This window comes from Actinokineospora sp. HUAS TT18 (genome assembly GCF_051364635.1).
In the GTDB taxonomy this organism is placed as follows: Bacteria; Actinomycetota; Actinomycetes; order Mycobacteriales; family Pseudonocardiaceae; genus Actinokineospora.
Genome location: NZ_CP195645.1, coordinates 1,097,734 through 1,122,276 on the forward strand (window position 1 = coordinate 1,097,734; position 24,543 = coordinate 1,122,276).

The 24,543-nt window shown below is 70.5% G+C and carries 25 protein-coding genes; 9 read left to right on the forward strand and 16 right to left on the reverse strand.

What is annotated here, in order from left to right:
• Window positions 1-14: 14 nt before the first annotated feature.
• The gene (locus ACSHT8_RS04860) at window positions 15-533 is read left to right on the forward strand and encodes an RNA polymerase sigma factor (RefSeq protein WP_436498089.1); all 519 of its coding nucleotides are present in this window, start codon (window positions 15-17) and stop codon (window positions 531-533) included.
• Between the two features lie 3 nt (window positions 534-536).
• Window positions 537-1,454: a VOC family protein gene (locus tag ACSHT8_RS04865; RefSeq protein WP_436498090.1), complete on the forward strand. Its 918-nt coding sequence runs from the start codon at window positions 537-539 to the stop codon at window positions 1,452-1,454.
• Here ACSHT8_RS04865 and ACSHT8_RS04870 read toward each other — a convergent pair.
• Entirely contained in the window at window positions 1,451-2,245 is a 795-nt protein-coding gene (locus ACSHT8_RS04870; protein WP_436498092.1) for an SCO1664 family protein, read from the reverse strand. The genes ACSHT8_RS04865 and ACSHT8_RS04870 overlap by 4 nt on opposite strands.
• On the reverse strand, window positions 2,246-2,812 hold the full coding sequence (locus ACSHT8_RS04875; RefSeq protein WP_436498094.1) for a DUF3090 domain-containing protein: 567 nt from the start codon (window positions 2,810-2,812) through the stop codon (window positions 2,246-2,248).
• Window positions 2,813-2,925: 113 nt separating this feature from the next.
• Between ACSHT8_RS04875 and ACSHT8_RS04880 the strand changes: the two genes are divergently transcribed.
• Both ACSHT8_RS04880 and ACSHT8_RS04885 read left to right on the forward strand, forming a co-directional pair.
• The gene (locus ACSHT8_RS04880) at window positions 2,926-4,854 is read left to right on the forward strand and encodes a prolyl oligopeptidase family serine peptidase (RefSeq protein WP_436498095.1); all 1,929 of its coding nucleotides are present in this window, start codon (window positions 2,926-2,928) and stop codon (window positions 4,852-4,854) included.
• On the forward strand, window positions 4,851-5,753 hold the full coding sequence (locus tag ACSHT8_RS04885) for a S66 peptidase family protein (RefSeq protein WP_436498097.1): 903 nt from the start codon (window positions 4,851-4,853) through the stop codon (window positions 5,751-5,753). The genes ACSHT8_RS04880 and ACSHT8_RS04885 overlap by 4 nt, the downstream gene beginning before the upstream one ends.
• 33 nt (window positions 5,754-5,786) lie before the next feature.
• On the opposite strand, the gene ACSHT8_RS04890 is transcribed toward ACSHT8_RS04885, so the two are convergent.
• From ACSHT8_RS04890 to ACSHT8_RS04920, 7 genes are all read right to left on the reverse strand, one after another.
• On the reverse strand, window positions 5,787-6,392 hold the full coding sequence (locus tag ACSHT8_RS04890; protein ID WP_436498099.1) for a C39 family peptidase: 606 nt from the start codon (window positions 6,390-6,392) through the stop codon (window positions 5,787-5,789).
• A gap of 96 nt (window positions 6,393-6,488) precedes the next feature.
• Window positions 6,489-7,121, reverse strand: a complete 633-nt coding sequence (locus tag ACSHT8_RS04895) for a TetR/AcrR family transcriptional regulator (RefSeq protein ID WP_436498101.1) — start codon at window positions 7,119-7,121, stop codon at window positions 6,489-6,491.
• Window positions 7,122-7,131: 10 nt separating this feature from the next.
• The gene (locus ACSHT8_RS04900) at window positions 7,132-7,809 is read right to left on the reverse strand and encodes an MBL fold metallo-hydrolase (protein WP_436498103.1); all 678 of its coding nucleotides are present in this window, start codon (window positions 7,807-7,809) and stop codon (window positions 7,132-7,134) included.
• 258 nt (window positions 7,810-8,067) lie between these two features.
• Window positions 8,068-8,310: a DUF2283 domain-containing protein gene (locus ACSHT8_RS04905; RefSeq protein WP_436498105.1), complete on the reverse strand. Its 243-nt coding sequence runs from the start codon at window positions 8,308-8,310 to the stop codon at window positions 8,068-8,070.
• Window positions 8,303-9,838 carry a polyprenol phosphomannose-dependent alpha 1,6 mannosyltransferase MptB gene (gene mptB / locus ACSHT8_RS04910; protein ID WP_436498106.1) on the reverse strand — a complete coding sequence of 512 codons (1,536 nt, stop codon included), beginning with the start codon at window positions 9,836-9,838 and terminating at the stop codon, window positions 8,303-8,305. Before mptB ends, ACSHT8_RS04905 begins: the two co-directional genes overlap by 8 nt.
• Before the next feature lie 110 nt (window positions 9,839-9,948).
• Window positions 9,949-10,644, reverse strand: a complete 696-nt coding sequence (locus ACSHT8_RS04915) for a S8 family serine peptidase (protein WP_436498108.1) — start codon at window positions 10,642-10,644, stop codon at window positions 9,949-9,951.
• A 107-nt stretch (window positions 10,645-10,751) separates the two neighbouring features.
• Entirely contained in the window at window positions 10,752-11,273 is a 522-nt protein-coding gene (locus ACSHT8_RS04920) for a hypothetical protein (protein WP_436498110.1), read from the reverse strand.
• 202 nt (window positions 11,274-11,475) lie between these two features.
• Here ACSHT8_RS04920 and ACSHT8_RS04925 point away from each other — a divergent pair, with 202 nt between their 5' ends.
• Complete coding sequence (locus ACSHT8_RS04925; protein WP_436498112.1) at window positions 11,476-14,631, forward strand: GH92 family glycosyl hydrolase; 3,156 nt, start codon at window positions 11,476-11,478, stop codon at window positions 14,629-14,631.
• Here ACSHT8_RS04925 and ACSHT8_RS04930 read toward each other — a convergent pair.
• From ACSHT8_RS04930 to ACSHT8_RS04950, 5 genes are all read right to left on the reverse strand, one after another.
• Complete coding sequence (locus ACSHT8_RS04930) at window positions 14,625-15,212, reverse strand: hypothetical protein (RefSeq protein WP_436498114.1); 588 nt, start codon at window positions 15,210-15,212, stop codon at window positions 14,625-14,627. The genes ACSHT8_RS04925 and ACSHT8_RS04930 overlap by 7 nt on opposite strands.
• On the reverse strand, window positions 15,212-15,844 hold the full coding sequence (locus tag ACSHT8_RS04935; protein WP_436498116.1) for a hypothetical protein: 633 nt from the start codon (window positions 15,842-15,844) through the stop codon (window positions 15,212-15,214). Before ACSHT8_RS04935 ends, ACSHT8_RS04930 begins: the two co-directional genes overlap by 1 nt.
• A 106-nt stretch (window positions 15,845-15,950) precedes the next feature.
• Window positions 15,951-16,655: a histidine phosphatase family protein gene (locus tag ACSHT8_RS04940; protein WP_436498118.1), complete on the reverse strand. Its 705-nt coding sequence runs from the start codon at window positions 16,653-16,655 to the stop codon at window positions 15,951-15,953.
• 10 nt (window positions 16,656-16,665) lie between these two features.
• Entirely contained in the window at window positions 16,666-17,493 is an 828-nt protein-coding gene (locus ACSHT8_RS04945; protein ID WP_436498120.1) for an undecaprenyl-diphosphate phosphatase, read from the reverse strand.
• Window positions 17,490-18,539, reverse strand: a complete 1,050-nt coding sequence (locus tag ACSHT8_RS04950) for an LLM class F420-dependent oxidoreductase (RefSeq protein WP_436498122.1) — start codon at window positions 18,537-18,539, stop codon at window positions 17,490-17,492. Before ACSHT8_RS04950 ends, ACSHT8_RS04945 begins: the two co-directional genes overlap by 4 nt.
• 93 nt (window positions 18,540-18,632) lie before the next feature.
• Between ACSHT8_RS04950 and ACSHT8_RS04955 the strand changes: the two genes are divergently transcribed.
• Both ACSHT8_RS04955 and ACSHT8_RS04960 read left to right on the forward strand, forming a co-directional pair.
• Window positions 18,633-19,610: an aldo/keto reductase gene (locus ACSHT8_RS04955; protein WP_436498124.1), complete on the forward strand. Its 978-nt coding sequence runs from the start codon at window positions 18,633-18,635 to the stop codon at window positions 19,608-19,610.
• Window positions 19,611-19,694: 84 nt separating this feature from the next.
• Entirely contained in the window at window positions 19,695-22,334 is a 2,640-nt protein-coding gene (locus ACSHT8_RS04960) for an AMP-binding protein (RefSeq protein WP_436498126.1), read from the forward strand.
• Here the strand turns inward: ACSHT8_RS04960 and ACSHT8_RS04965 are convergent.
• On the reverse strand, window positions 22,283-22,687 hold the full coding sequence (locus ACSHT8_RS04965; RefSeq protein WP_436498128.1) for a hypothetical protein: 405 nt from the start codon (window positions 22,685-22,687) through the stop codon (window positions 22,283-22,285). The genes ACSHT8_RS04960 and ACSHT8_RS04965 overlap by 52 nt on opposite strands.
• A 169-nt stretch (window positions 22,688-22,856) precedes the next feature.
• Here ACSHT8_RS04965 and ACSHT8_RS04970 point away from each other — a divergent pair, with 169 nt between their 5' ends.
• Together ACSHT8_RS04970 and ACSHT8_RS04975 are read left to right on the forward strand one after the other, a co-directional pair.
• Window positions 22,857-23,840 (forward strand): YncE family protein, encoded by a 984-nt coding sequence (locus ACSHT8_RS04970; RefSeq protein WP_436498130.1) that lies wholly within the window; start codon window positions 22,857-22,859, stop codon window positions 23,838-23,840.
• On the forward strand, window positions 23,837-24,049 hold the full coding sequence (locus ACSHT8_RS04975) for a DUF5703 family protein (protein ID WP_436498132.1): 213 nt from the start codon (window positions 23,837-23,839) through the stop codon (window positions 24,047-24,049). The genes ACSHT8_RS04970 and ACSHT8_RS04975 overlap by 4 nt, the downstream gene beginning before the upstream one ends.
• On the opposite strand, the gene ACSHT8_RS04980 is transcribed toward ACSHT8_RS04975, so the two are convergent.
• Complete coding sequence (locus tag ACSHT8_RS04980; RefSeq protein ID WP_436498134.1) at window positions 24,042-24,524, reverse strand: DUF2231 domain-containing protein; 483 nt, start codon at window positions 24,522-24,524, stop codon at window positions 24,042-24,044. The genes ACSHT8_RS04975 and ACSHT8_RS04980 overlap by 8 nt on opposite strands.
• Window positions 24,525-24,543: the final 19 nt, after the last annotated feature.

Consider the following 24,543-nt stretch of genomic DNA (forward strand, 5'->3'; position numbering starts at 1 on the left):
ACGACGATGGGGATGTGAGCACGCAACCGGGCGTGCGGCCCGACCCGGCGTTGGGGCTGCTCTCCCGCTACGACGAGGCACTGCCGCAGGTCTACGGCTACCTGCTGGCACGCTGCCGCGCCGCGGCACTGGCCGAAGACCTCACCGCGGAGACCTTCCTCGCCGCGGTCGCCGCCCTGCGCAAACCCGGCGCCCCCGAACTGAGCATCGCCTGGCTCATCGGCGTCGCCCGACACAAACTCGCCGACCACTGGCGCCGCGAGGAACGCGAACGCCGCGGCCTCGCCGTCCTCGACGGAGAGCCCGACCCGGTCGACGACCCGTGGGACGTCCACCTCGACGCCATCATCGCCCACGACGTCCTCGCCGAACTCGGCCCACACCACCGTGCCGCGCTCACCCTGCGCTACCTCGACGGCCTGCCCGTCCCCGAGGTAGCCGACTGCCTCGGCCGCACCGTCCACGCCACCGAGGCCCTACTCGTCCGCGCCCGAAGCGCGTTCCGCAAGACCTACCCGGGAAAGGAGGGCTGAGCTGTGTCCGACTCTCCCGACCGAGCTGATCCATGGGAAGCCCTCCGCGCGCCCGTGACCCCCACCAACCCAGACCCGATGTTCGCCGACGACCTGCGCGACCGACTCCGCCGCGCGATCCTCGGCCCGACAGGAGCAGAGATGACCCAGACCCACAGCCCCACCGTGATCCCCGAGAACGAGACCGCCTGGCCGCCGACCATCACCCCGTACATCGCGGTGTCCGACGCCCGCGCCGCCATCGCCTGGTACACCGACATCTTCGGCGGCCACCAACGCGGCGAGCTGTACGTCATGGACGACGGCAGAATCGGCCACGCCGAAATCGGCATCGGCGACGCAGTCCTCATGCTGTCCGAAGGCGGCTTCGACGAAGTCCCGGTCGCCGCCCCCGACGCGCCGACCGTGTTCAGCCAATCCCTGCACATCCAGGTCCGCGACATCGACACCGTCGTCGCCCGCGCCGAAGCCGCGGGCGCCCACATCGAACGCCGCCCCGCCGACCAGCCCTACGGCCGCACCGCCGCCCTTGTCGACCCCTACGGCCACCGCTGGCTGCTCAACCGCCCCCCGATAAACGCCACCCGCCACCGCCCCGGCGACGTCTCCTACGTGACTATGGTCGTCGCCGACGCCGAGAAGACCAAAGCGTTCTACGGCGCCGTCCTCGGCTGGACCTACGAACCAGGCTCAATCGAGAACGCCTGGGGTGCCGAAGGCAAGGAAGACTTCGGCATCTGGGGCGACAAGACCCAGAAGCCCGAGGTCCAACTCTGCTACCGCGTAGTCGACATCGACACCGCCCTGGCAGCCGTCCGCGAACACGGCGGCCAAACCCAGCAGATCCAGGACAAGCCCTACGGCAAACTCGCCGAATGCACCGACAACCAGGGCGCACGGTTCCAACTCTGGCAGCCCTAGAAGACCGGCCAGGGGATCGGCCGCAGATCCGCGTCCGGCGTCGGATAGACGGGAGCGGCCAGCAGTCGGGCCACCCGGGAACGCAGCGCCTTGACCTCCCGGGTGGTCAGATGCCCCGCCAACGTCTCCCGCAACTCACCGTCCAACGCTGACCGCAGCGTCGACAGACCGTCAATCACCTCATCAGGCAGAGCCTCCCCAGCCCAGCCCCACAACACCGTCCGCAACTTGTTCTCACTGTGCAACGAAATCCCGTGGTCCACCCCATACACACCACCATCGGTGCCGTGCAGAACATGCCCACCCTTGCGATCAGCGTTATTGATCACAACGTCCAACGCGGCCAACCGCGCCACCGCCGGATGATCCGAATGCACCACCACCGCCGGATCCCCATGCCGGTCATGCGCGTGCAACACAGCCCGCCACCCCGGCGGCACCGACCGCGGCGGCAGCACATCCACCAGGTCGTCACCCTCCTTGGTGTCGACCCACAGCTGCACCATCCCCGGACCCACCGGCCCATCCCGCAACACCGTCGGCGGAATCAACGACCACCCCGCCGCACAAGCCACCAGATACGACGCCACCTCACGCCCAGCCAGCGTCCCATCGGGGAAATCCCACAGCGGCCGCTCCCCCGCCACCGGCTTGTACACACACTGCGCCGCCACACCCTCGAACTCGATCGCACAGAACAGGGTCGCGTTCGACGCGTCGACCAGCCTGCCCTCGATCTCGATGTCGCCGCGCAGCAGCAACTCGGCCGCGCCCGCGTCGGTGGGAAGCACTCAGCCCTCTTCGGAGCGGCGGTACCCGTTCTGCCGGGGACACACATGGCCCTCCGGGTCCAACGGCTCAGCACACAGCGGACACGGCTTGCGCCCGGCGTTGACCACCCGGTCGGCGCGCTCGGCGAACGCCCGCGCCTCCGTCGGCGACAGGAACACCCGCACCGCGTCCGGGCCCTCGTCGGTGTCGTCCAGCACCACCGACTCGTCGACCTCGCCCTCGGTGACCGCCAGCAACTCGATCACCACCGCGCGCGTCTCGGCGTCCCAGCCCAAACCCATCGTGCCGACCTTGAACTCCTCCTCGACCGGCACCTCCAGCGGGCCCGCGTCAAGCGAGTCCTCCGGTACGTCGTCGGGCAGCTCCGCGCCGAAGCGGCGGTGAACCTCCTCCAACAGCGAGCCGATGCGCTCAGCGAGCACCGCGACCTGCTGTTTCTCGATGGTCACGCTGACAGTGCGGGCGCTCTCGACGGCCTGCAGATAGAACACGCGGTCGCCGGGCTGCCCGACCGTGCCTGCTACGAAGCGGTCGGGCTGACGGAAGACATGAATGACACGAGACATGGCACCCCAAACCCTATTGCACTTCGCCGCGACCAGCAGAGCATGCCCCCGCCGACCGGGGTCACACTCCCACGGTAACCAGTCCCGCGCCCGGGGTCGGTAGTGTCAGTGCTGTGGTGAAGATCGCTTCCTACGGGACATGGGCATCGCCGATCGACGCGGCCGCCGTCGCACGCGCGGGCCGCAGGCCAAGCTGGACCAGCACCCACGCGGGCAGCGTGTGGTGGACCGAGAGCAGGCCCGACCAAGGCGGCCGCTACGCCCTCATGCGCCACACCGGCGACGCACCCGTCGAGGTGCTCGGCGCGCCCTGGAACGTGCGCAACCGCGTCCACGAGTACGGCGGCATGCCCTACGTCGTCCACGGCGACCAGGTCGCCTTCACCAACTGGGCCGACCAGCGCGTCTACGCCTTCCCCATCGACGGCGGCGAGCCCACCGCGCTCACCCCCGAACCCGACCGACACCACGGCACCCGCTACAGCGACCTCGTCGCCGCGCCCGGCGAGGTCTGGTGCGTCCGCGAGACCGTCACCGGCGACCTGCCCACCGACATCCGCCGCGACCTCGTCGCCATCCCCCTCACCGGCGGTGAACCCCGCACGCTCACCGCGTCCCACCACTTCATGACCGCGCCCAAACCCAGCCCCGACGGCCGCCACGCCACCTGGATCGGCTGGGAACACCCCAACATGCCGTGGGACGGCACCGAACTCTGCGTCGCCGCCGTCCAGCCCGACGGCACCTTCGGCCCCCACCGCGTCGTCGCGGGCGGCGAACGCGAAGCCGTCTGCCAGGTCGAATGGGAGGACAACGACTCCCTGCTCGCCCTCACCGACCCCGACGGCTGGTGGAACCTGCACCGCATCGGCCTCGACGGCAAAGCCGTCAACCTCGCCCCCGCCACCCAGGAACTCGGCGGCGCGCTGTGGGTGCTCGGCTCCCGCTGGTTCGCCCCACTGGGCCGCGGCCGCTTCGCCGTGCTCCGCGCAGGCCGCCTCGCCGTCCTCGACGAACGCAGCGGAACCGTCACCGACGTCGACACCGACCTGCCCACCTGGGCCTCCGACCTCACCGCCGAAGACGGCGTGGTCACCTCCACCGCGGGCGGCCCGCTCACCGAACTCGCCGTCGTCTCGCTCGACCTGTCCAACGGCGAACTCAGCGTCCTGTCCGAACCCTCACCCGGACTCCCCGACGAGCGCTACCTGCCCCAACCCGTCGAACGCACGTTCCGCGCCGAAGACGGCCGCGAGATCCCCGCCTACGTCTTCCCCCCGACCAACCCCGACCACGCCGCACCCGACGGCGAACTCCCGCCGTACCTCGTGCACGTCCACGGCGGCCCCACCTCGGCGTTCGCCCCACTGCTCAGCCTGAGCATCGCCTACTTCACCAGCCGCGGCCTCGGCGTCGTCGCGGTCAACCACGGCGGCTCCACCGGCGCGGGCCGCGAGTTCCGCGACATCCTCCTCGGCCAGTGGGGCGTCATCGACGTCCACGACTGCGCCACCGTCGCCGCCGCACTCGGCGCAGAAGGCACCGCCGACGCCCAACGCCTCGCCGTACGCGGCGGCAGCGCGGGCGGCTGGACCGCCGCCGCGTCCATGACCACCGTCGACACCTACGCCTGCGGCGCCATCCACTTCCCCATCCTCGACCTCAGCGGCTGGACCAGCGGCGGCGGCGAAACCCACGACTTCGAATCCCGCTACGTCGAAGGACTCGTCGGCACCCTCCCCGAACACGCCGACCGCTACGCCGAACGCTCCCCCATCAACCACATCGACAAACTCGCCGGACCCGTGCTGCTCCTGCAGGGCCTCGAAGACGAAGTGTGCCCACCCGAACAGGCCGACCGGTTCGTCGCGGGCCTCGACGGCACCGGCATCCCCCACGCCTACCTCACCTTCGAAGGCGAACAGCACGGCTTCCGCCGCGCCGAGACGATCATCGCCGCCCACGAGGCCGAGATGTCCTTCTACGGCCAGGTCTTCGGCTTCGAACCCCTCGACCTGCCCGTGCTGGAACTGCGCAGGTGACCAGGCCGCCCCGGCTGACCCCGGGCGCCACCGTCGCCGTCGTGGCACCCGCCGGACCCGTCGACCCCGACCGGCTCGACCGCGGCGTCGCCGTCCTCGAATCCTGGGGACTGCGCGTCGCCGTCGGCAAACACGTCCTCGACCGCCACCCCACCCTGCCCTACCTCGCCGGCCGCGACTCCGACCGCGCCGCCGACCTCAACCGCGCCTGGACCGACCCCGGCGTCGACGCGATCATCTGCGCTCGCGGCGGCTACGGCTGCCAACGCATGGTCGACCTGCTCGACCTCGACGCCCTCGCCGCCGCCGGACCGAAGGTGTTCGCCGGATCCAGCGACGTCACCGTCCTGCACAGCGTCCTCGGCGCCGAACTCGGCCAATCCACCCTGTTCGCGCCCATGATCGCCGGGGACCTGTTCGACGACGACGCCCAAGTCCACCTGCGCGCGACACTGTTCGAACCGGAGACCGTGCGCGAGCTCATCGGCCCGAACACCGCGACCGCCGGACACGGCGTCGCCGAGGGGATCACCGTCGGCGGCACACTCAGCCTCATCGCCGCCGACCTCGGCGCCCCCGGCACCGCGCCACCACCAGACGGCTCGATCCTGCTGCTCGAAGACGTCGCCGAAGCCCCCTACCGCGTCGACCGGCTCCTGACCCAACTGCTGCGCGCGGGCTGGTTCACCGGCGTCAGCGGGATAGCGCTCGGCTCCTGGGCAGGCTGCGGGGAAGTCCGGCCCGTCATCGCCGACCTGCTCGGCAGCCTCGGCGTGCCGATGATCTGGGAACTCGGCTTCGGCCACTGCCCCGGCCAACTCACCGTGCCCCTCGGCGCCGCCGCCGTCCTCGACGCCGACAACGGCACCCTCACCATGGTCGAACCCGCCCTGGCGTGACTCCCCGGGCGGCCGTCCCGGGGAGTCGACGCGTCAGGCCGAGTACCCGCGCGCGGCGATCCAGTGCGCCATGCGCGTGGTGTCCATCCAGTACCAGCCAAACCCGTTGGCATCAGCCGAGTCGGCCACCTTCACCGTCCAGCCGTTGTTGCTGTAGCCGACGATCACCAGGTAGTGGCCGCCGCTGTAGGTGTGCCAGTCACCATCGGTGTCCATGGCACTGCCGACCACATTGGCCACGATCGGATAGTTGCGGTCGATGTCGTAGACGACATCCCACTGCAGCCGGTTGATCTCCGCCTGCGTCGCCGACTGACCCGGGATCCACTTCGTCTCATAGAACCCGGTGGCACCCAGGTTGTTGAGCACCCGCGTCGTGTCGGCGGCCGAACTCGTGCCCGCGGTCGTGGTGCCGAGCCTGCCCGCTATATAGGACTGCGTGAAGTACTTCCCACGCGCGGTCAGCGCGATCCGCGTCGCGGCGGGGCCGCAGAAGTAGTAGTTCTCCTGCCACTGGAACTGGTAGTTGAGGACCCGGTCGGTGGCGGCACCGGCCGGACCGGCGGTCGCGACCAGGCCGCTGACCATGAGGACGACGATGGCGAACAGGCGCGCTAATCGGGACTTTCCGGAGGTCATCGCGACTCCTGAACGTTGGGGAATTGGTGACAACGTCTCAGTGCGAATGGGGGCCCGGCAACCATAACCCGGAAGATGAACAACGGTGTTCATCTTTTAGGGGGTAAGTACGTACCGCACGAACTCCATGATCGGCTCCCGCAGTGCCGGAATCTCCGCGATCCGCCCCTCCGCCAGCGCCGCCAACACCATCGAGCTGATCGCCCCGGAGATCACCGCCACCGCGAACCCGCGATCCGGCACCCGCGCCCACCCCGGATGATCGGCGAAGGTGTCCGCGATCCGCTTCGTGAACTCCGCCTGCACCGCGAACCTCGTCCGCCGCGCCCGCTCCCCCGCCGCCAGGCTCTCCAGGAAGAACATCTTCGCTAGCGCCGACTGCGCGACCAGAGTCTCCAGATACAGCACCAGCGCCCGCTCGAACCGATCCAGCGGATCCATCGACTCCGAGTCGGTCAACGGCTCGTCCACGATCCGCGACAGCAACAGCGCGCACCCGTCGAGCGCGGCCAGGAAACAGTCCTCCTTGTCGGAGAAGTGCTGGTAGAACGTGTCCCGCGAGATGTGGACCCGCTTGAGGACATCAGCGACCGACGTCGCTGTGTACCCCTTCTCCGCCACCACCATCGCCATGCCGTACACGAGGCGCCCACGCTGCGCCGACTCGACCTGGTCCCGCGTCAGGTTGTGCCTGCCCCTGGGGAGCGCGGCGAAGTCAGCCTCATCCACGCCGGGCAGGTTATCCCCCCGCGGCCCGCAACGCCGCCCCGGCGTTCCCGATCATCGGATCCCCATGCCCGAAGCACACAATGTCCGGGTCGAGTCCGGCTTGGACGCGCAAAGACTCCCGAGCGCGCTCCGGGTCGGCGTTGAACACACCGAGAATCACCCGCCCCTGGAACTCGGCAACCGTGTCCCCGCAGAACAACACGCCATGCTCCGGCAGATGAACCGCGACACTCCCCGGCGTGTGCCCGGCCACCGGGATCACGCGGGCGCCGCCCCCGAAGTCGAGCACCTCACCCCCGACCAACTCTCTGTCCACGACACACGGCGGCGCCGGAGCCACCGATGGCACGACCGAGTCGTAGATGGGCCGCTCCCAGTCCGCCAACACCGGCGTCGGCGGCCCGACCAGCCCGCGGACAAGATCCGCGTCATCCCGGTGAGCCAGCACCTCCGCCCCATGCCACGAGCGAACCGCGGCGGCCCCACCCGCGTGATCGTTGTGCCCGTGCGTCAGCACGACCTGCCGAATCGCCGACAATTCCAGCCCAAGCTCCCGCACGGCGGCCGCGATGGCCACCTCGTCACCGGCCTGACCAGCGTCGATCAACGTCAGCGAGTCACCGTCCCGCCAGAGGTATGCCTGGCTGACCTTGAAACGCACCATGGTCAACCGCTCAGAGATCCGCATGCCCCGACCGTACGAGCCCTCCCCCCGCCCCGGCCGCCCGTTTCACCCACAGCGCACCCCAAAGTCGATCTTGCCCCTCCCTGTCGTTTGCGTCTTTTGTCTTTTGAAAGCCGCACAACCCTAAATCGGTCGGCCATCCATTATCTTGATAGTAGAAAGTCGATAGTTAGATACAAGGGGAGTGGGTCGAGGGCGTGGATCGAGTGGGCTGGCGTCCACTGTCGAAAGTGGACGTAACGGGCTGGACTCGAGCTGTGCTCAGCCGATCCGGCGAGCGACCGCCAGCAGGGACTGCGACAACAACGCAGACGCGCCGAGCACCTCTACCCCGAGCAGGCCGCCGTTCGCGTCGAGGTCGAGGATCACCTCACCGCGTTCGATCCCATCGACAGGTACCTGGCAGACCGCGGCACCCGCGGCGATCTCGGGCACAAGACACAGGTAGTAGGCGTCCGCCTCGACGTCATACGTCGCGCCGAGCAGGCCGGGCTGCTCACACACTGACGCGCTCAGGCGGGACGAGTTCTTCGCGTTCGCTGAACAGGCCCAGTGGGTCGTTGCGCAGCAGGGAGAAGCCCGCCAGCAGCGAAACCGCCACCGCCCCGGCCATGAACAGCCAGTTGTAGAGCAGGTCCTCCCCCGCAGGCGAGTACGTCAGCACCAGGAACACCGCGGCACTCACCAGGATCGCGAGCTGCCGCTTCTGCCAGCGCAGCGCGGCCGCGATCACAAACCCCCAGGTCAGGTACCACGGCAGCGTCGCAGGCGACAGCACGGCCAGCGCGAACAGCGCGAACGCCATCCGCCGGACCGCCTCGGGACCGCCCCCGCGGGCCTGCCACCACAGCCTGATCGCGATGACGAAGAAGATGATCCCGCCGATGCCGCGGGCGATGTTGACGAACCAGCTCTTGTTGCCGTCGATGAAGATGCCGACCAGCGTGTGGACGAACTCCCCCACCGCCGTCGGCAGCGACAGCCAGTTCACGATGTTCCCCGGCGCCTGCAGGCCCTTCAGCCAGCCCAGGTCGACGTCGGCGATCACCGTCGTCAGTGCGAATGTCGCGACGAACGTGGCGAAGGCGCACGCCGTGGCGCGGACGAAGTTGCGCCAGAACGTCGAACTCAGGTGCGCGGCCCACACCCACACCAGGAACGGCAGCGCCATCACCGCCGTCACCTTCACCGCGGCGCCCAGCGTCACCAGGAACACGCCCAGGACGTGCTTGCGTTCGAGCACGCACAGCGTCCCCGCGGCGAGCAGACCGACCATCAGCAAGTCGTTGTGCGGCCCGCCGACCAGGTGCACCACGGTCATCGGCCCGGCGATGGCCAGCCACAGGGTGACGGCCTTGTCGCCGCCCAGGTGGCGGGTGAGGCCGGGCAGCGACCACAGCAGCAGGGCGATCCCGGCGAGCATCGCCACGCGCATCAGCACGACGCCGAGGATCAGTGAGCCGTTGCTGAGCCAGGCGACGCCCTTGGCGATGAGGATGAACAGCGGGCCGTAGTTCGCGGGCTGCGACTGCCAGAACTCGTGCACGTTCAGCACGACATCCGGCAGGTTCAGCACGTCCGGGCCGACGGCGTACGGGTCGAAGCCCTGCAGCGGCAGGGTGCCGTAGGCGAAGTACGAGTACGGGTCGCGGGTGAACAGCGGCGGCGCGACGATCAGCGGCACGATCCACGCCGCGCTGGCCCACAGGACCGCGCGGGTGCCGACCCGGCCCGCCAGCACGTGCCTGCCCAGGCGCACCCACGCCCAGACGACCAGCGCGAAGCCGGTGTAGAGAACGATGCTGGCGAGCATGTGGCCGTGGCCGTAGCGGATCCACGAAAGCGGGCCGCGGCCCAGCACCGGGTCGCTCACGAGCACGCTGCCCGCGCCGAACGAGGTGATCAGGATGAGCAGGCTGCCGACGAGGCCAAGCGCGATCGTCCGCGGGGGCAGCGCCCGGCCGTCGCCCGGGGCCGCCGCGCTGGTCGCGGCGGGCTGCTCGGGGTGCTCAGCGACCAAGGACTCGTTCACCTCTGAGGACGGTTTCGCGGGTATCGCCACCGAGCGATGAGATTACACAGCACGTCCGAGGCGCTCGCGCAATGGCCAAGTTAGCGCCACCGCCTAAGGCATCCGGCCGATTACCCGCTGTTCACGACCACTCGGGCGAGGAACTCGTGCGCGCGTTCGGCGTCGAGGAGAGGCGGGCCGGACCGGCGGGCGTGCACCGCGCCGATCGACAGGGCCGCGCGGATCCGGTGCCCCGTGGCGTCGGGGTGCAGCGACCACAGCAGCGCGGCCGCACCGGCGACCAGCGCCGCGGCGACGCCGTTGCCCGTGGCCGGGCCGGTCGGCCCCGGCAGGTCCTCGCCGGGCGCGAGCAGGCCCCGCGGGTCCTCCTCCAGGTCGACGAACCAGCTGACCCGGCCGGACGGCGCGCACGACACCACGGGCAGCACCCAGGGGTGGCAGGTGAGGGCCGTGAGCGGGCCGCCGGGGGCGACCACGAGCACCCCGGCTTCGGCGGCCCGGTCGAGCGTCTCGTCGAGGCCCGGAACCTCCTCCTCAGGCCCTGCGGAGCCCACGACGATCACCCGCGTGGGTCCGTCGAGGAGGTCCGCGAGCGGGGCGACCAGGTCGTCGCCGAGGGTGCGCGGCAGCACCGGGCACAGCGGGCAGAGCGACAGCGGGTCGGCGGCGAGCACGCCCGCGAGCGCGGTGATGTCGTCCTCGGTCGCCACGAGTCCGACGGCGACGTCGGCCGACCCGGCGCCGCGGCGGCGCACGGAGGTGAGCCGGACGAGGTCGAGCTGTGGTGCCCTGCGGACCCCGATCATCGCCGCCACCCCTGTTGACGAAACTCGGCCGCGGGGAGGTCTCCGCCCGGCAGGTGCGAACTGTAGTGGCCCGGTGGTGCTGTGTGATCACTCCAAGTGAGTGAACCTCACCTCGCGGGCGCCCACACCCGGCCGCCGGAGAAGCGGTACACGGCCTCGAGGATGGCGTCGCGGTCGCTGGTGAACAGCCGGGTGTCGACGGGCAGGCCGGGCCCGGAGGCGACCGGCCACGCGTCGCGGCGGTGCAGGCCGGTGACGCCCGGGGTGTTGGGGGTGACGCCCGCGCGGACGCGGAAGCGCAGCGTGGGGCCGTCGACGTCGACCTGGCGCAGGGTCTCCCACGGCAGGAACGCGGGCCCCTGGGCGGTGGGGACGCACGCGCCCGCCGCGTCGATGGTCAGCGGGGACTCTCGTCGTTTGCGGCGGGCGACGTAGCCGCCGAGTTTGACCGCGGGCAGCGCGAGGGCCACCAGCAGCGCGATGATCCCGGCGCTTCCGGAGATCCAGTCCGCGATCAGCGCGACGATCACCGCCAGCACCGCCACGCAGCCACCGCCGACCCACGGGATCAACGGCCGCCGCCACGCCTCCCAGTCGACCTCGGCCACGAACAGCTCCCCCGACATCATGTCCCCTGTCCTCCCCTGTTGGTTTGGCGGGACCCTAGCCGACCTGCGGGTACCGGCGGGTAGCAACACGGTTTCCCGGGGGTGGGAAGTCGGTCACGGACATGAGTAGGCGGGTGCCGCTTCCTCGTCGACACCCGCCGCCGCCCATCATGCCAACTCGAGCCTCACGCGTTCCACTCGAATCGCCGCCTACCCTTGATCAATGACCGTCGAGGGGTTCCGCACATCGTTCGAGTCCGACGATCCGGTGCCGACGTGGACCGACGCGGTGGAGGTCGGCGCGCACGGGGTCGCACTGGCCGAGGGTGTCGACCTGCGCACCCGCGTCGGCGCTGGTCCGGTCGACGCGCCCGCCGCCCGGGCGGGGGTCGGATTCACCGGATCGAGTGCACTTCGCTACGAGGGTGAACATTCGGCGGGGGGTGTCGCGTTCCGAGTCAACCGGATCTTCTGGACCGAGCTGACTGTGGAGCCCGACATGGAACTGAGCTATGTGATCTTCCCCGAGCTGGTCGGCGGCGACCTGCGCTATCCGAGCACCTACGCCGCGATCGACCTGGCGTTCACCGACGGCACGTACCTGAGCGATCTCGGCGCCGTCGACCAACTCGGCTTCCCGCTGACCCCGCTCGGGCAGGGCGAGTCGCGGGCGCTGTTGCCGGACCAGTGGAACCACCGCGTGGTGCGGCTGGGCGAGGTGGCGGCGGGCAAAACGGTGTCGCGGATCCTGCTGGCCTACCGGTCGCCGCACGGTCCCGCGCGGTTCGCGGGCTGGGTCGACGACATCGAGATCGCCTCGGTCCCGCGCCCGGCGCGTGATCCGGTCGACCGGGTGATCACCACCCGAGGCACGCACTCGTCGAGTTCGTACTCCAGGGGCAACACGTTCCCGGCCACGGCGGTGCCGCACGGGTTCAACTTCTGGACCCCGGTGACGAACGCGGCGGTGACGAACTGGTTCTACGAGTACCACCGCAGGTCGACCGCGGCGAACCGGCCCGCGCTGGAGGCCATCGGGATCAGCCACCAGCCGAGCCCGTGGATGGGCGACCGGCACACCTTCCACCTGATGCCCACGCAGGGCACCGCCGTGGGCCGCACGGCCCGCGCGCTGACGTTCAGCCACGACAACGAGACCGCGCAGCCCCACTACTACCGCGTCGACTTCGACGGCGGGGTGCGCGCCGAGATCGCCCCGACCGACCACGCCGCGATCCTGCGGTTCACCTTCCCGCCGGGCGCGGCGAACCTGGTGCTTGACAACGTCGGCGCGACGGGCGCGGTCAAGGTCGGCCGGGACGGGACGATCACCGGGTACACCGATGTCCGCAGTGGACTGTCGGTGGGCGCGGGGCGGATGTATGTGCACGCCACGGTCGACAAACCACTGGCTGACGCCCGCCATCGGCTGCGGGGGCTGTCGATGGCGCGCACGGCGCTGCTGCGGTTCGAGCCCGATCCGGACGGCACGGTGGTGACGGTCCGGATCGCGACGTCGCTGATCAGCCCGGAGCAGGCGCGGCGCAACCTGGAGGCGGAGATCGCCGCCGACGACACCGTCGAGTCGCTGCGCGACCGGGCGCGTGGACTGTGGGCCGCGCTGCTGGACCGGGTCGAGGTCGAAGGAGCCACCGACGACCAGCTGACCACGCTGTACTCGTGCCTGTATCGGCTGTTCCTGTATCCGAACTCCGGATACGAGATCACCGAGTGGGGGCCCAAGTACGCCAGCCCGGTCAGCGCGCCCGCGGTCGTCGACGGCAAGGTCTTCGTCAACAACGGCTTCTGGGACACCTACCGCACCTGCTGGCCCGCCTACGCCTTGCTCACCCCCGGCCGCTGCGGCGAACTGGTCGACGGGTTCCTGCAGCAGTACCGCGACGGCGGGTGGGTGTCGCGGTGGTCCTCCCCCGGTTACGCGAACCTCATGACCGGCACCAGCTCCGACGTCGCGTTCGCCGACGCCCACCTCAAGGGCGTGCCCGGCTTCGACGTCCAGGACGCCTTCAACGCCGCCCTGCGCAACGCCACGGTGACCCCGCCAGACGACAGCGTGGGCCGCAAGGGGATCGAGCAGTCGATCTTCCTCCACTACACGCCCACGAGCACGCCTGAGGGCCTCTCCTGGGCGATGGAGGGCTGCGTCAACGACTTCGGGATCGCCCAGCTCGCCGCGGCGCTCGGCGACGAGGACAACCACGCCTACTTCCTCGACCGCGCCCGCCACTACGCCCACCTGTTCGACCAGCGCGTCGGCTTCTTCCAGGGCCGCGACGCGGCGGGCAAGTGGCGCTGGGAGCCCAAGGACTTCGACCCGCGGGTCTGGGGCCACGACTACACCGAGACCAACGGCTGGACCGCCGCGTTCGCCGTCCCGCACGACCCTGGCGGCCTGGCCGAGCTCTACGGCGGCAAGGACAAGCTGGTCGCCAAGCTCGACAAGTACTTCGCCACCCCGGAGACGGCGACGCTGGCGGGCTCCTACCGGCGGCCGATCCACGAGATGCTCGAGGCCCGCGACGTGCGGATGGGCCAGTTCGGGCACAGCAACCAGCCCGCCCACCACATCCCGTACCTCTACGCCGAGGCGGGCGCGCCCTTCCGCACCCAGGAGAAGGTCCGCGACGTGCTCGCGCGGCTCTACCAGGGCAGCGAGATCGGCCAGGGCTACCTGGGCGACGAGGACAACGGCGAACTGTCCGCCTGGTACCTGTTCAGCGCGCTCGGCTTCTATCCCCTCCGGGTCGGCAGCCCGTACTACACGATCGGCTCGCCCCTGTTCGCCCGCGCGGTGGTGCACCTGGAGAACGGCCGCGAGCTGGTGGTCACCGCCGCCAACCAGAGCCCAGCCAACGTCTACGTGCAGAGCCTGCGCGTCAACGGCGAGCCCCACGACCAGCCCCATATCGCCCACTCGGTCCTCGCCGCGGGCGCGCGGCTGGACTTCGAGATGGGCCCGACCCCGTCGAAGTGGGGTGTCGGCGGCACTCCCCCACCTCTGGGCACCGGCCCAGCCCTGCGCGACCTGACCCGCGGCAAACCCGGCCCGCTGTTCGACGACACCACCCGCACCGAGTCCGAAGTGGACGAGCCGGTGACGGTGCACACCGAACTGGCCGAGGTCGTGCTCTACACGATCACCTCGGGCAGCCGAGGCGACGACCCGGCCACGTGGGTGCTGCGCGGCTCGGTCGACGGCAGGAACTGGCACGAGCTGGATCGGCGGGACGGCGAGAAGTTCACCTGGCGCAGGCAGACCCGGCCCTTCAAGGTGAAGGAACCGGGCCCGTACCGCCACTATCAGTTAGCCATCGAGGGCGTCGTGACCGTCGCCCAGGTGCAGCTGCTGGCTCAGTAGCGCCCGCGCTGGGCGCCCATCCACGAGCTGACGCTGGTCGTCAACGACTGCACCAGGCTGATCATCGGCATGGTCGCGAAGAAGATCGCGAACAGGATCACCGCGGCGCGCGCGCCCTCGGGGTCTTCCGGGTCGACGTCGGGGACCGCGTTGATGAGCACGAGGTAGGTCAGGCACAGCGCCAGCTGCAGGGCGTTGCCGACGGTCAGCGCGATGCGGTCCTTGCCCTGCAGCAGCATGACGCCACCGAGGATCAGTAGGAGGAGACCGACGAACTGAGCCGCGGCGAGCCCGCCGACGACGCCCATGGTGCCTTCGCGCATGTCACCGGCGATGGCGAGCACACCGAGTGTGCTGATGGCTGTCAGGCCGGCCTGGACGAACGCCAGGACCGCGGCCGAGACCGCCACCCCGGGCCTGGCCACCCGGACGTGACCGGCCTCGGCGGGAGCCATCGGCAGCCCACCGAACTGCTGGTAGCCAGCCTGCGGATAACCCTGCGGTGCGTAGTTCTGCTGATAGTCGTGCGGATAGGGAGGGAAGCCCTCGTTCGGGCCGCCCTGCCCCCATCCCTGGGTCATCAGCGACCGCGGCGCGACTGCAGGAACTGCGTCGTGGCGCTGCCCTGCGCCTGGATCAGGCTGATCACCGGCATCACGGCGAACAGCAGCGCGATCACGATCATCGTGGCCTTGGCGCCTTCGAGGATCTCGATGTTGCCGGTCTCGGCCATGCCGGTCATGACCGCCCACGCCAGCGAGATCACGATCTCCAGGGCGCAGCCCACGACCAGCAGGGTGCGGTTCTTGCCCTGCATCAGCTGCACGCCGCCGAGGATCAGCAGGACGACGCCCGCGGTCTGGGCCAGGCCCAGGATCCACGACAGCGCGTCACCGCTGTTGGCCGCGCCGGCCAGCACCAGGATCGTGGTGATGGTGGTGATACCGCCCTGGACGAACGCGAGGACCGCGGCCGAGGTGGCCGAACCCGGGCGTGTCACCGGACCGCCGCCGTACTCCTGCGGGGCCATCGGCAGGCCGCCCGGGCCGTAGCCCTGCTGCGGGTAGCCGCCGGGCTGCTGCTGGTAGCCCGGAGCCTGCGGGTAGCCACCCGGCGGCGTCTGCGGGTACTGCGGCGCCTGCGGAAAGCCCTGCTGCTGCGGGTCCTGGCCGTAGCCACCCTGGCCTTGGCCCTGACCCCAGTCCTGTGTCATCCCAGCTCCTCATTGATGGATCAGAAGGCCCGCACTATCCCACGTCGATGATAGGAACATCGCTCGTTTCCGCATTCCGTGACAGTGTCGCGTCCACACCGAACCCTCAACGCCCGGTCGAGCCACCGACCACGGCGTCCCCGGGGTCGACCTCAACCTCAGGTTCAGCCTTAGGTTCCGGCGGGACGACGCCCTTCAGCTCGCTGCCGCAGTCGTTCATCCGCAGCACGAACGGCCTGGTCTCGGTGTAGCGGACCACCGACACCGACGACGGGTCGACCATGATCCGCTGGAACGAGTCGAGGTGCTGGGCCAGCGCGTCGGCAAGAATGGACTTGATCACGTCGCCGTGGCTGCACAGCAGCCAGACCGCGTGGTCGCCGTGTTCGGCGGTGATCTTCGCGTCGTGCGCGCGGACCGCGGCGACGGCCCTGGCCTGCACGGCGGCCAGTCCCTCCCCGCCGGGAAACACCGCTGCGGACGGGTGCTGCTGCACGACCTTCCACAGTGGCTCGGCGAGCAGGTCCTTGATCGCGCGGTTGGTCCACGTCCCGTAGTCGACCTCGGCGAGCGCGTCCTCGGTGACCGGGACGAGCCCGCGCGCGGCCGCCAGCGGGGCGACGGTCTCGGCACAGCGGGTAAGCGGGGACGACACGATCGCGGCGAGCGGCACGTCGGCCAGGCGCGCGACGAGCCCGTCGGCTTGGGCGCGTCCGGTGTCGTCGAGGTGCACGCCTTCGGCGCGGCCCGCGAGGATGCCGGAGCCGTTGGCGGTGGAGCGGGCGTGTCGGAGCAGAACGACTGTGGCCACGTCCCCGAGCCTAGATGGGGTCGACAACCCCGGTGGCGAGCAGCCCGCACAGCACGGCGCCGAGGGCGATCCGGTACCAGACGAAGACCATGTAGCTGTGCTTGGAGACGTAGCGCAGCAGCCAGGCCACGCAGGCGTAGCCGACGACGAAGGACACGGCCGTGGCCACGATCGTCTGCGGGATGGTGGCCTGCAGGCCGGGTCCGCTGCGGTCGAGCACGTCGGGGATCGAGAAGATGCCCGCGCCGAACACCGCCGGGATGGCCAGCAGGAACGAGTAGCGCGCGGCGGCCTCGCGGTTGAGGCCGAGGAACAGGCCCGCGGTGAGGGTGCCGCCGGAGCGGGACACGCCGGGGATCAGCGCCATCGCCTGGGCCAGGCCCATGAGGATGCTGTCCTTCATGGTCAGCTTGTCGCGCGCGAGCTTGGCGGTCTCGTCGGCGACGGCGAGGAACACCGCGAAGATCATCAGCACCAGCGCGGTGATCCACAGGTTGCGCAGGCCGCTGCGGATCTCGTCCTTGAAGATCACGCCGAGCACGCTGATCGGGATGGAGCCGATGATCACGTACCAGGCGAGCTTGTAGTCCGGGTCATGGCGCGTGTCGGCGTTGAACAGGCCGCGGAACCACGCGGTGAGCAGCCGCCAGATGTCCTTGGCGAAGTAGATGATCACCGCGGCCTCGGTGCCGAGCTGGATGACCGCGGTGAACGAGGCGCCCGCGTCGCCGCCGAACCAGAGTTCGGAGACGATGCGGATGTGCGCCGACGACGAGATGGGCAGGAACTCGGTCAGACCTTGGACGATGCCGAGGACTAGGGCTTGAAACCAGGTCAACTACCGACTCCCGCGAGATCCAGAGCATCGACGGCGGTGCGCAGCGCCGCCTTGGCTTGCTCCAGATCTTGCAGGATCGGTGAAACGGTCAGTGTGGTGACCCCCGCCGCGGCCAGGGCCTGCATCTTCTCGGCGATGCGCTCCTTGGGGCCGAGCAGCGTGGTGTCGTCGATGAAGCCCAGCGGCACCTTCGCCGCGGCACCGGCGTAGTCCTTGGCGAGGTAGAGGTCCTGGCACTCGGCCGCCTCCTTCTCGTAGCCCATGCGGCAGGCGAGCTGGTTGTAGAAGTTCTGCTCGCGGCTGCCCATGCCGCCGACGTAGAGCGCGGCGTAGGGGCGCACGGTGTCGGCGGCCTTGCGCCAGTCGTCGCCGACGACGATCGGGGTGGTCGGCACGACGTCGAAGCCCTCGAGGGTCTTCCCGGCCTTGGCTCGGCCCTTCGAGATGAGCTCCAGGGACTCCTTGCCGTGCTCGGGCGAGAAGAAGATCGCCAGCCAGCCGTCGGCGATCTCGCCGGTCAGCTCCAGGTTCTTCGGGCCGATGGAGGCCAGGTAGATCGGGATCTCCTCGCGCACGGGGTGCACGGTGAGCTTCAGCGGCTTGCCCGGGCCGTCCGGGATGGGCTGCAGGAAGTGCTTGCCCTCGTAGCTGACGCGCTCGCGGCGCAGCGCCATGCGCACGATGTCGACGTACTCGCGGGTGCGGGCCAGCGGCTTGTCGAACTTGACGCCGTACCAGCCCTCCGAGACCTGCGGCCCGGACACGCCCAGGCCCAGCCGGAACCGGCCGTTGGACAGGGTGTCGAGGGTGGCCGCGGTCATCGCCGTCATCGTGGGGCGGCGCGCGGGGATCTGCAGGATGGCGCTGCCGACGTCGATGCGCTCGGTCTGCGCGGCGACCCAGGCCAGCACGGTCGGCGCGTCGCTGCCGTATGCCTCGGCGACCCAGGCCACCGAGTAGCCGAGCCGGTCGGCCTCCTTCGCCAGTTCGAGGTTCGCGGCGTCGTTCCCGGCGCCCCAGTAGCCCATGTTCAGTCCAAGTCGCACGGCGGCGACATTACTTGTCAGTAGCCCACAGTGCCAGGGGGACCGGAGTGTTCTCCCAACACAGCGGGCGCGCGCCACATAGGCTCCTTGATCGTGGAGCAACGACACCTCGGGCGCAGTGGCCTGCGGGTGTCCCGGATGGCGCTGGGCACGATGACCTGGGGCGGGGACACCGAGCCGGACGAGGCCGCCAGCCAGCTGACCGCGTTCGTCGACGTCGGCGGCACGCTGGTCGACACCGCCGACGTCTACGGCGACGGCGAGTCCGAACGCGTCCTGGGCGCCCTGCTCGACGACGTGGTGCCGCGCGAGAGCGTGGTGCTGGCGACGAAGGCGGTAGCCCGGCGCACCGACGGCCCGTTCGGCGGCGGCGCGTCGCGGGGTGCGCTGCTGAGCGCGCTGGAGCAGTCGCTGATCCGGCTCGACACCGACCACGTCGACCTGTGGCAGCTGCACGCGTGGGACGCGTCGGTGCCGCTGGAGGAGACGCTGTGCGCGGTCGACGCGGCGGTGCGCAGCGGCAAGGTGCGCTACGCGGGCATCTCGAACTACACCGGCTGGCAGACCGCGACGGCCGCGAGCCGCCAGTCGGCCACCGCGGGCGCGGCGCCGCTGGTCAGCACGCAGGTGGAGTACTCGCTGCTGGAGCGCGGCATCGAACGTGAGGTGGTTCCGGCGGCGGAGTACCACGGGCTGGGGATCCTGCCGTGGGCGCCGCTGGGGCGCGGGGTGCTGACGGGCAAGTACCGGGCGAACACCCCGGCCGACTCGCGGGGCGCGTCGGCGGCGTACGCGCCGTATGTCGACCACCACCGCACCGACCGGGCGTCGCGAATCGTGCAGGCAGTGGTCACCGCGGCCGACGGGTTGGGCACGTCGCCGCTGGCCGTGGCGCTGGCGTGGGTGCGCGACCGGCCCGGCGTCGTGGCCCCGGTCGTTGGCGCGCGGGACACCGCGCAGCTGCTCGGGTCGCTGCTCGCCGAGGAGTTGGAGCTGCCGCCCGCGATCCGCGCCGCGCTCGACGATGTGAGCGATCTGGAGCTGGGCTATCCGGAGCGTCGCCTCGGCTGACCTGTGACGCGGATGACGAGTGACCCGCAAGGTTGGTTAGCCTATGCTCACTTGGCTGGAGACAGAACTAGCCGAGGATGATCAGTGGAGACACTCAGCGCGCCTGCCCGCCTCGGCGTGCCGTTCGTCGACTCGCTGTCCGATTTCGGCGACCGCCTCGCGCTGATCACCCCCTCCGGTTCGCTGACCTACGCGGAGTTGGCCGCCCGGGTGGCCTCGGTGGACCTGGGCACGACGCGGCGGCTGGTGCTGGTGGCGGCGGGCAACGACGTCGACACCGTGGTCACCTACCTGGCCGCGCTGGCCGGTGGCCATCCCGTGCTGCTGACTTCCCCCGACAAGCTCGACACGCTGGTCGACGTCTACGACCCCGACGTCGTCCAGGACGGTCACCTGCGGGAACGCCGGGTCGGCAGCGCGCACGCGCTGCACCCGGAGCTGGCGCTGCTGCTGTCGACGTCGGGCAGCACCGGGTCGCCGAAGCTCGTGCGGCTCTCGGCGGCGAACCTGCAGTCGAACGCGACCGCCATCGGCGAGTACCTCGACATCCGCGACACCGACCGCGCGGCCCTGACCCTGCCGCTGCATTACTGCTACGGCCTGTCGGTCCTCAACAGCAACCTCGCACGCGGCGCGGCGGTGCTGCTCAGCGACCAGTCCGTCGTCGATCCGGCCTTCTGGGACACGTTTCGCGCGCAGGGCGGCACCAGCCTGCACGGCGTCCCGTACACGTTCGACCTGCTCGACCGCGCGGGCTTCGCCGACCTCGACCTGCCGTCGCTGCGCTATGTCACCCAGGCGGGCGGTCGATTGGCGCCGGACCAGGTCCGCCGGTACGCGACCATGGGGCCTTGGCGGTTCTACGTGATGTACGGCCAGACCGAGGCGACCGCCCGCATGGCCTACCTCCCGCCGGATCTCGCCGCCACCCGCCCCACCGCCGTCGGCGTCCCCATCCCCGGTGGCTCGTTCGAGATCCGCCCGGACGGCGAACTCGTCTACAGCGGCCCCAACGTCATGCTCGGCTACGCGGTCTCCCCCGCCGACCTGGCCCTCGGCGCCACCCTCGGATCCCTGCCGACAGGCGACCTCGCACGCCGTGCGCCAGACGGTCTGTACGAGGTCATCGGCCGCAAGAGCCGCTTCGTGAAACTGTTCGGCCTGCGCGTCGATCTGGACGAGGTCGAACGCCTCCTGACGCGCTCCGGCTTCACCGGCGCCGCGGCCGGGGACGACACGGCCGTCACGATCGCCCTGGTCAACGGCCAGGACATGGCCGCGGCGGCCGGGTTGGTCGCCTCCCGGCTCGGCATCCCGGGCGACCACGTCCGAGTCCGCGAGTACCCCACGTTGCCGCGGCTGGCGACAGGCAAGGTCGACTACGCGGGCATCCAAAGTTGTCCACAGGCACCCCCAAACCAAGATCCACTGTCGCCCCACCGCGGTAGACTGGCCAAGGGCCGTCCCCCCGGGACAGGGTGGGGGCTGCGTGCTTTCGGGTTCGGGGCCTTCGGTCGGGGTGCAGATGCTCCTGGGGTCGGCGGGGCTGAGGCCACGTGTCGGCAGGCCGATGAGGGTCGGGCTCGACAAAGCGGTCACCCAGCCGGGTCGGTGCGGCTGATCTTTCAGCGGGCGCTCAACGTCACCGAGGTGCCCGACGACGCCACCTTCGTCAGCCTCGGCGGCGACTCCCTCACCTACGTCCGCGCGTCCATCGACCTCGAACGGCTCCTCGGCGAAGTCCCCGACGCCTGGCACACCATCCCCGTCGCCGAGCTCGAACGGGCCGCGCCCAAGCACCGCCGGTTCCGCGCCCTCGAGACGAACATCCTCCTGCGCGCCCTCGCGATCACCCTGATCGTCTCCACCCACGTCGGCCTCACCCAGGTCTGGGGCGGCGCGCACCTGCTGCTCGTCATCGCGGGCTGGAGTTTCGCCCGGTTCGCCCTCGCCCCCGTCGACCACAGCGCCATGGCGACCCGCATCGCCAAGGCCGCCGCGCGGATCGCGGTCCCGTCAGCGATCTTCCTGACCTGGCGCGCGGCCGTGTCCGACAACGTGGCCGTCACCAACGCGCTGCTGGTCAACAACTTCTTCCACCACGGCACCATCTCGTACTGGTACGTCGAGGTCCTCGTCCAGATCCTCGCCGGGCTCGCGCTGCTGTTCGCCATCCCCGCGGTGCGCCAGGCGGCGGTCCGCCACGGGTTCGCGCTGGCCGCGGGCGCGCTGCTCCTGGCGCTGCTGGCCCGGATCCCTGCGGTCCACATCCCGATGCCGTCGGGCTACTCGGCCCGCGACATGAGCGTGCACGGCGTCCTGTGGCTGTTCGTCCTCGGCTGGCTCGTGCAGCGCGCCACCACCGTCCCCCAGCGCCTCCTGGCAGGCGCGGCCGCGCTGGCGCTGATCCCCGGCTGGTTCGACGACCCGGTCCGCGACGCCATCGTCATCGGCGGGGTCCTGCTGGTCCTGTTCGTCCCGCACGTCCGCGTCCCCACCGCCGTCGTGCGCATCGCGGGGCTGGTCGCGGGGGCGTCGCTCTACATCTACCTGACCCACTACATCGTGTTCCTGCCGCTGCGGCCGCTGATGCCGCTGTGGGCGGTCGTCCTGATCACGGTCGCGGTCGGAGTCGTCGTCTGGCGCGCTGTCTGCGCGCTCGGCAGGCTCAGTCAGACCCGTTCGTCGGTGGGCTCGAAGAACTCACGCACGCCCTCCTGGTAGACGAGGTAGGCGCCGAACCCGACCACGGCCAGCATCGGCACGACAATGGCGACGTCGAACAGGCCGCTGATGAGGCCGATCGACAGCAGCGCCGACAACCCCGACACCACGACAACGCCCGTGCGCGCCCAGTCATGGCCACCGGTCATGCACACCGCGAGCCACAACGTCACGGCCAGGGGCACGAAGTAGAGCGACAGGTCGACACCGGTGTTCGCCCAGGTCACGGTCAGATGCAGCACCGAGAGGGCGACCTGGGAGACGAACAGTCCGCACGCCACGCGCACCGCGGCGGGCGCCTCCGTCGGGCGGGGATCTCCGAAGATGGGCAGGTGGGCCGGGTCAATAGCCATAAACACCTCCGTACCCACTCCGTCGATGCTCAACCCTGGTTTGTTACAGATCGGTGTCGACGCGGTGTCCAGGTGTGAGACTTGTGTCGGCGCGGGACGTGGCTTCGACGGGCAACGTGCGGGATGCTGGACACAAGTGTGTTCACCGAGGGTGCCCGGAGGAAGTTTGTTGCGACGCATCGCCGCCGCTGTCGCCATCACCGCGCTCGCCGCGGGCTGCTCGTCCGACGCGCAGCCGCAGGACGAGCTGATGGTCTCCGCCAACCCGGTCGCCGCCACCGCGGCCGTCTCCCCCGCCCCCACCGCGACTCCCGCGGGCAAGGTCCTGCCCCTGTCGAACGCCACGGCCGCGGTCGTCGACGAGAAGACCCGCATCCTGGCCGTCGCTGTCCAGAACCCGCCTGGCCTGCGGCTCTACGACCTCGACGCGCTCGACAAGGCGCCGCGCCCGGTCGAACTGCCCGCCGACGCCGAGACGCTGACCCTCGCCAAGAACGGACTCCTCGCCGCCACCGGCAAGGGCGTGGTCCGGGTGAGCCTGCCCGACGCGGCCGCGACCACCGTCGACGGCGCCGCGGCGGGCGCGGCGGCCCACGGCGACAGCACTCTCGTGGCGGTCCGCGAGACCAAGTCCGTCGCCGTCCTCGCGGGCGACGGCGGCCACCGGTCCATCAGCGGCGGCCTGCTCAGCGCCGACCAGGTGTACTCGGTGGGCGACAAGGCCGCCGTGCTCGACCGGCTGCGCAACGCCGTCTTCGAGATGGACCTCGCCAAGGGAACCATCGGCGAGGGCCTGCGCGCGGGCCAGGGCGCGACCAACGGCGCCGTCGACCGGTTCGGCCGCGTCCTCGTCACCGACACCCGCGGCGGCGCGCTGCTGGCGTTCTCCCTCGACCCGCTGCTGATGCGGCAGCGGTTCCCGGTGCCGGGCGCCCCGTACGCCATCGCCTACGACCCGCGCCGAGACCTGGCTTGGGTCACCCTGACCGAGACGAACGAGGTCGTCGGCTTCCACGTCGCGGCCGAACAACCCGAGCAGAAGTACCGGTTCCCGACCGTCGGCCAGCCGAACGCGGTGGCCGTCGACCCGGCCAGCGGGCGCGTGGTGGTGGCGTCCGCCAACGGAGGAGGTGTCCAGGTGATCGAACCATGACAGACGGGGTGATCGACGGAGACTGGGAGTACCGGCCGCTGCGGCTGCCCCCAGGGGTTTCCCGGCTGACAGCGGCCACGCAACTGTCCATCCACGCGGAGTTCGCCGGATGGGAGCTGTCCAACGTGCGGCTCTACTCCGACGGCACCCGCAAGATCTGGCTGCGGCGCAAACGGCGGATGGCCCCGCTGCCCGGCCTGATCACCTGACGGGAAGGTCCTCGAACCCGTCCCACACCGCCCGCGCCCCGGCCTCGCCGACGCGGTAGACGTGCACGGTCGCGGCCACCCCGGCGCCGACCGACAGCACCGCGACGACGATGAGTGCCGCCTTGGTCCACGACGGCGGCTCCGCGCTGTTGGCCGCGCGGTGCACCAGCATCAGCCCCAGCGCGATCACGAACACCGGCACGGTGAAGTAGATCATCAGGTCGCCGAGGCGCTCGTGGGTGCTGATCAGCTCCTGCTCGGGCAGCCTCGCCGCGAGCTTCTTGCCGCTGTTCGCGGTGATCGGCGTCAGCACCGCGGCCACCGCGGCCGCGCCGACCACGATCCAGCCCAGCCGCGCCCGCGCGGCGGGCCACAGCGCGATCATCACCGTGCCCAGCGCGGCCGCCGGGATCAGGATGACGGCCAAGTGGACGATCAGCGGGTGCAGCGGAAGTCCGTCGACGAACTCAGGCATGTGAGCCACCTCCATGTTG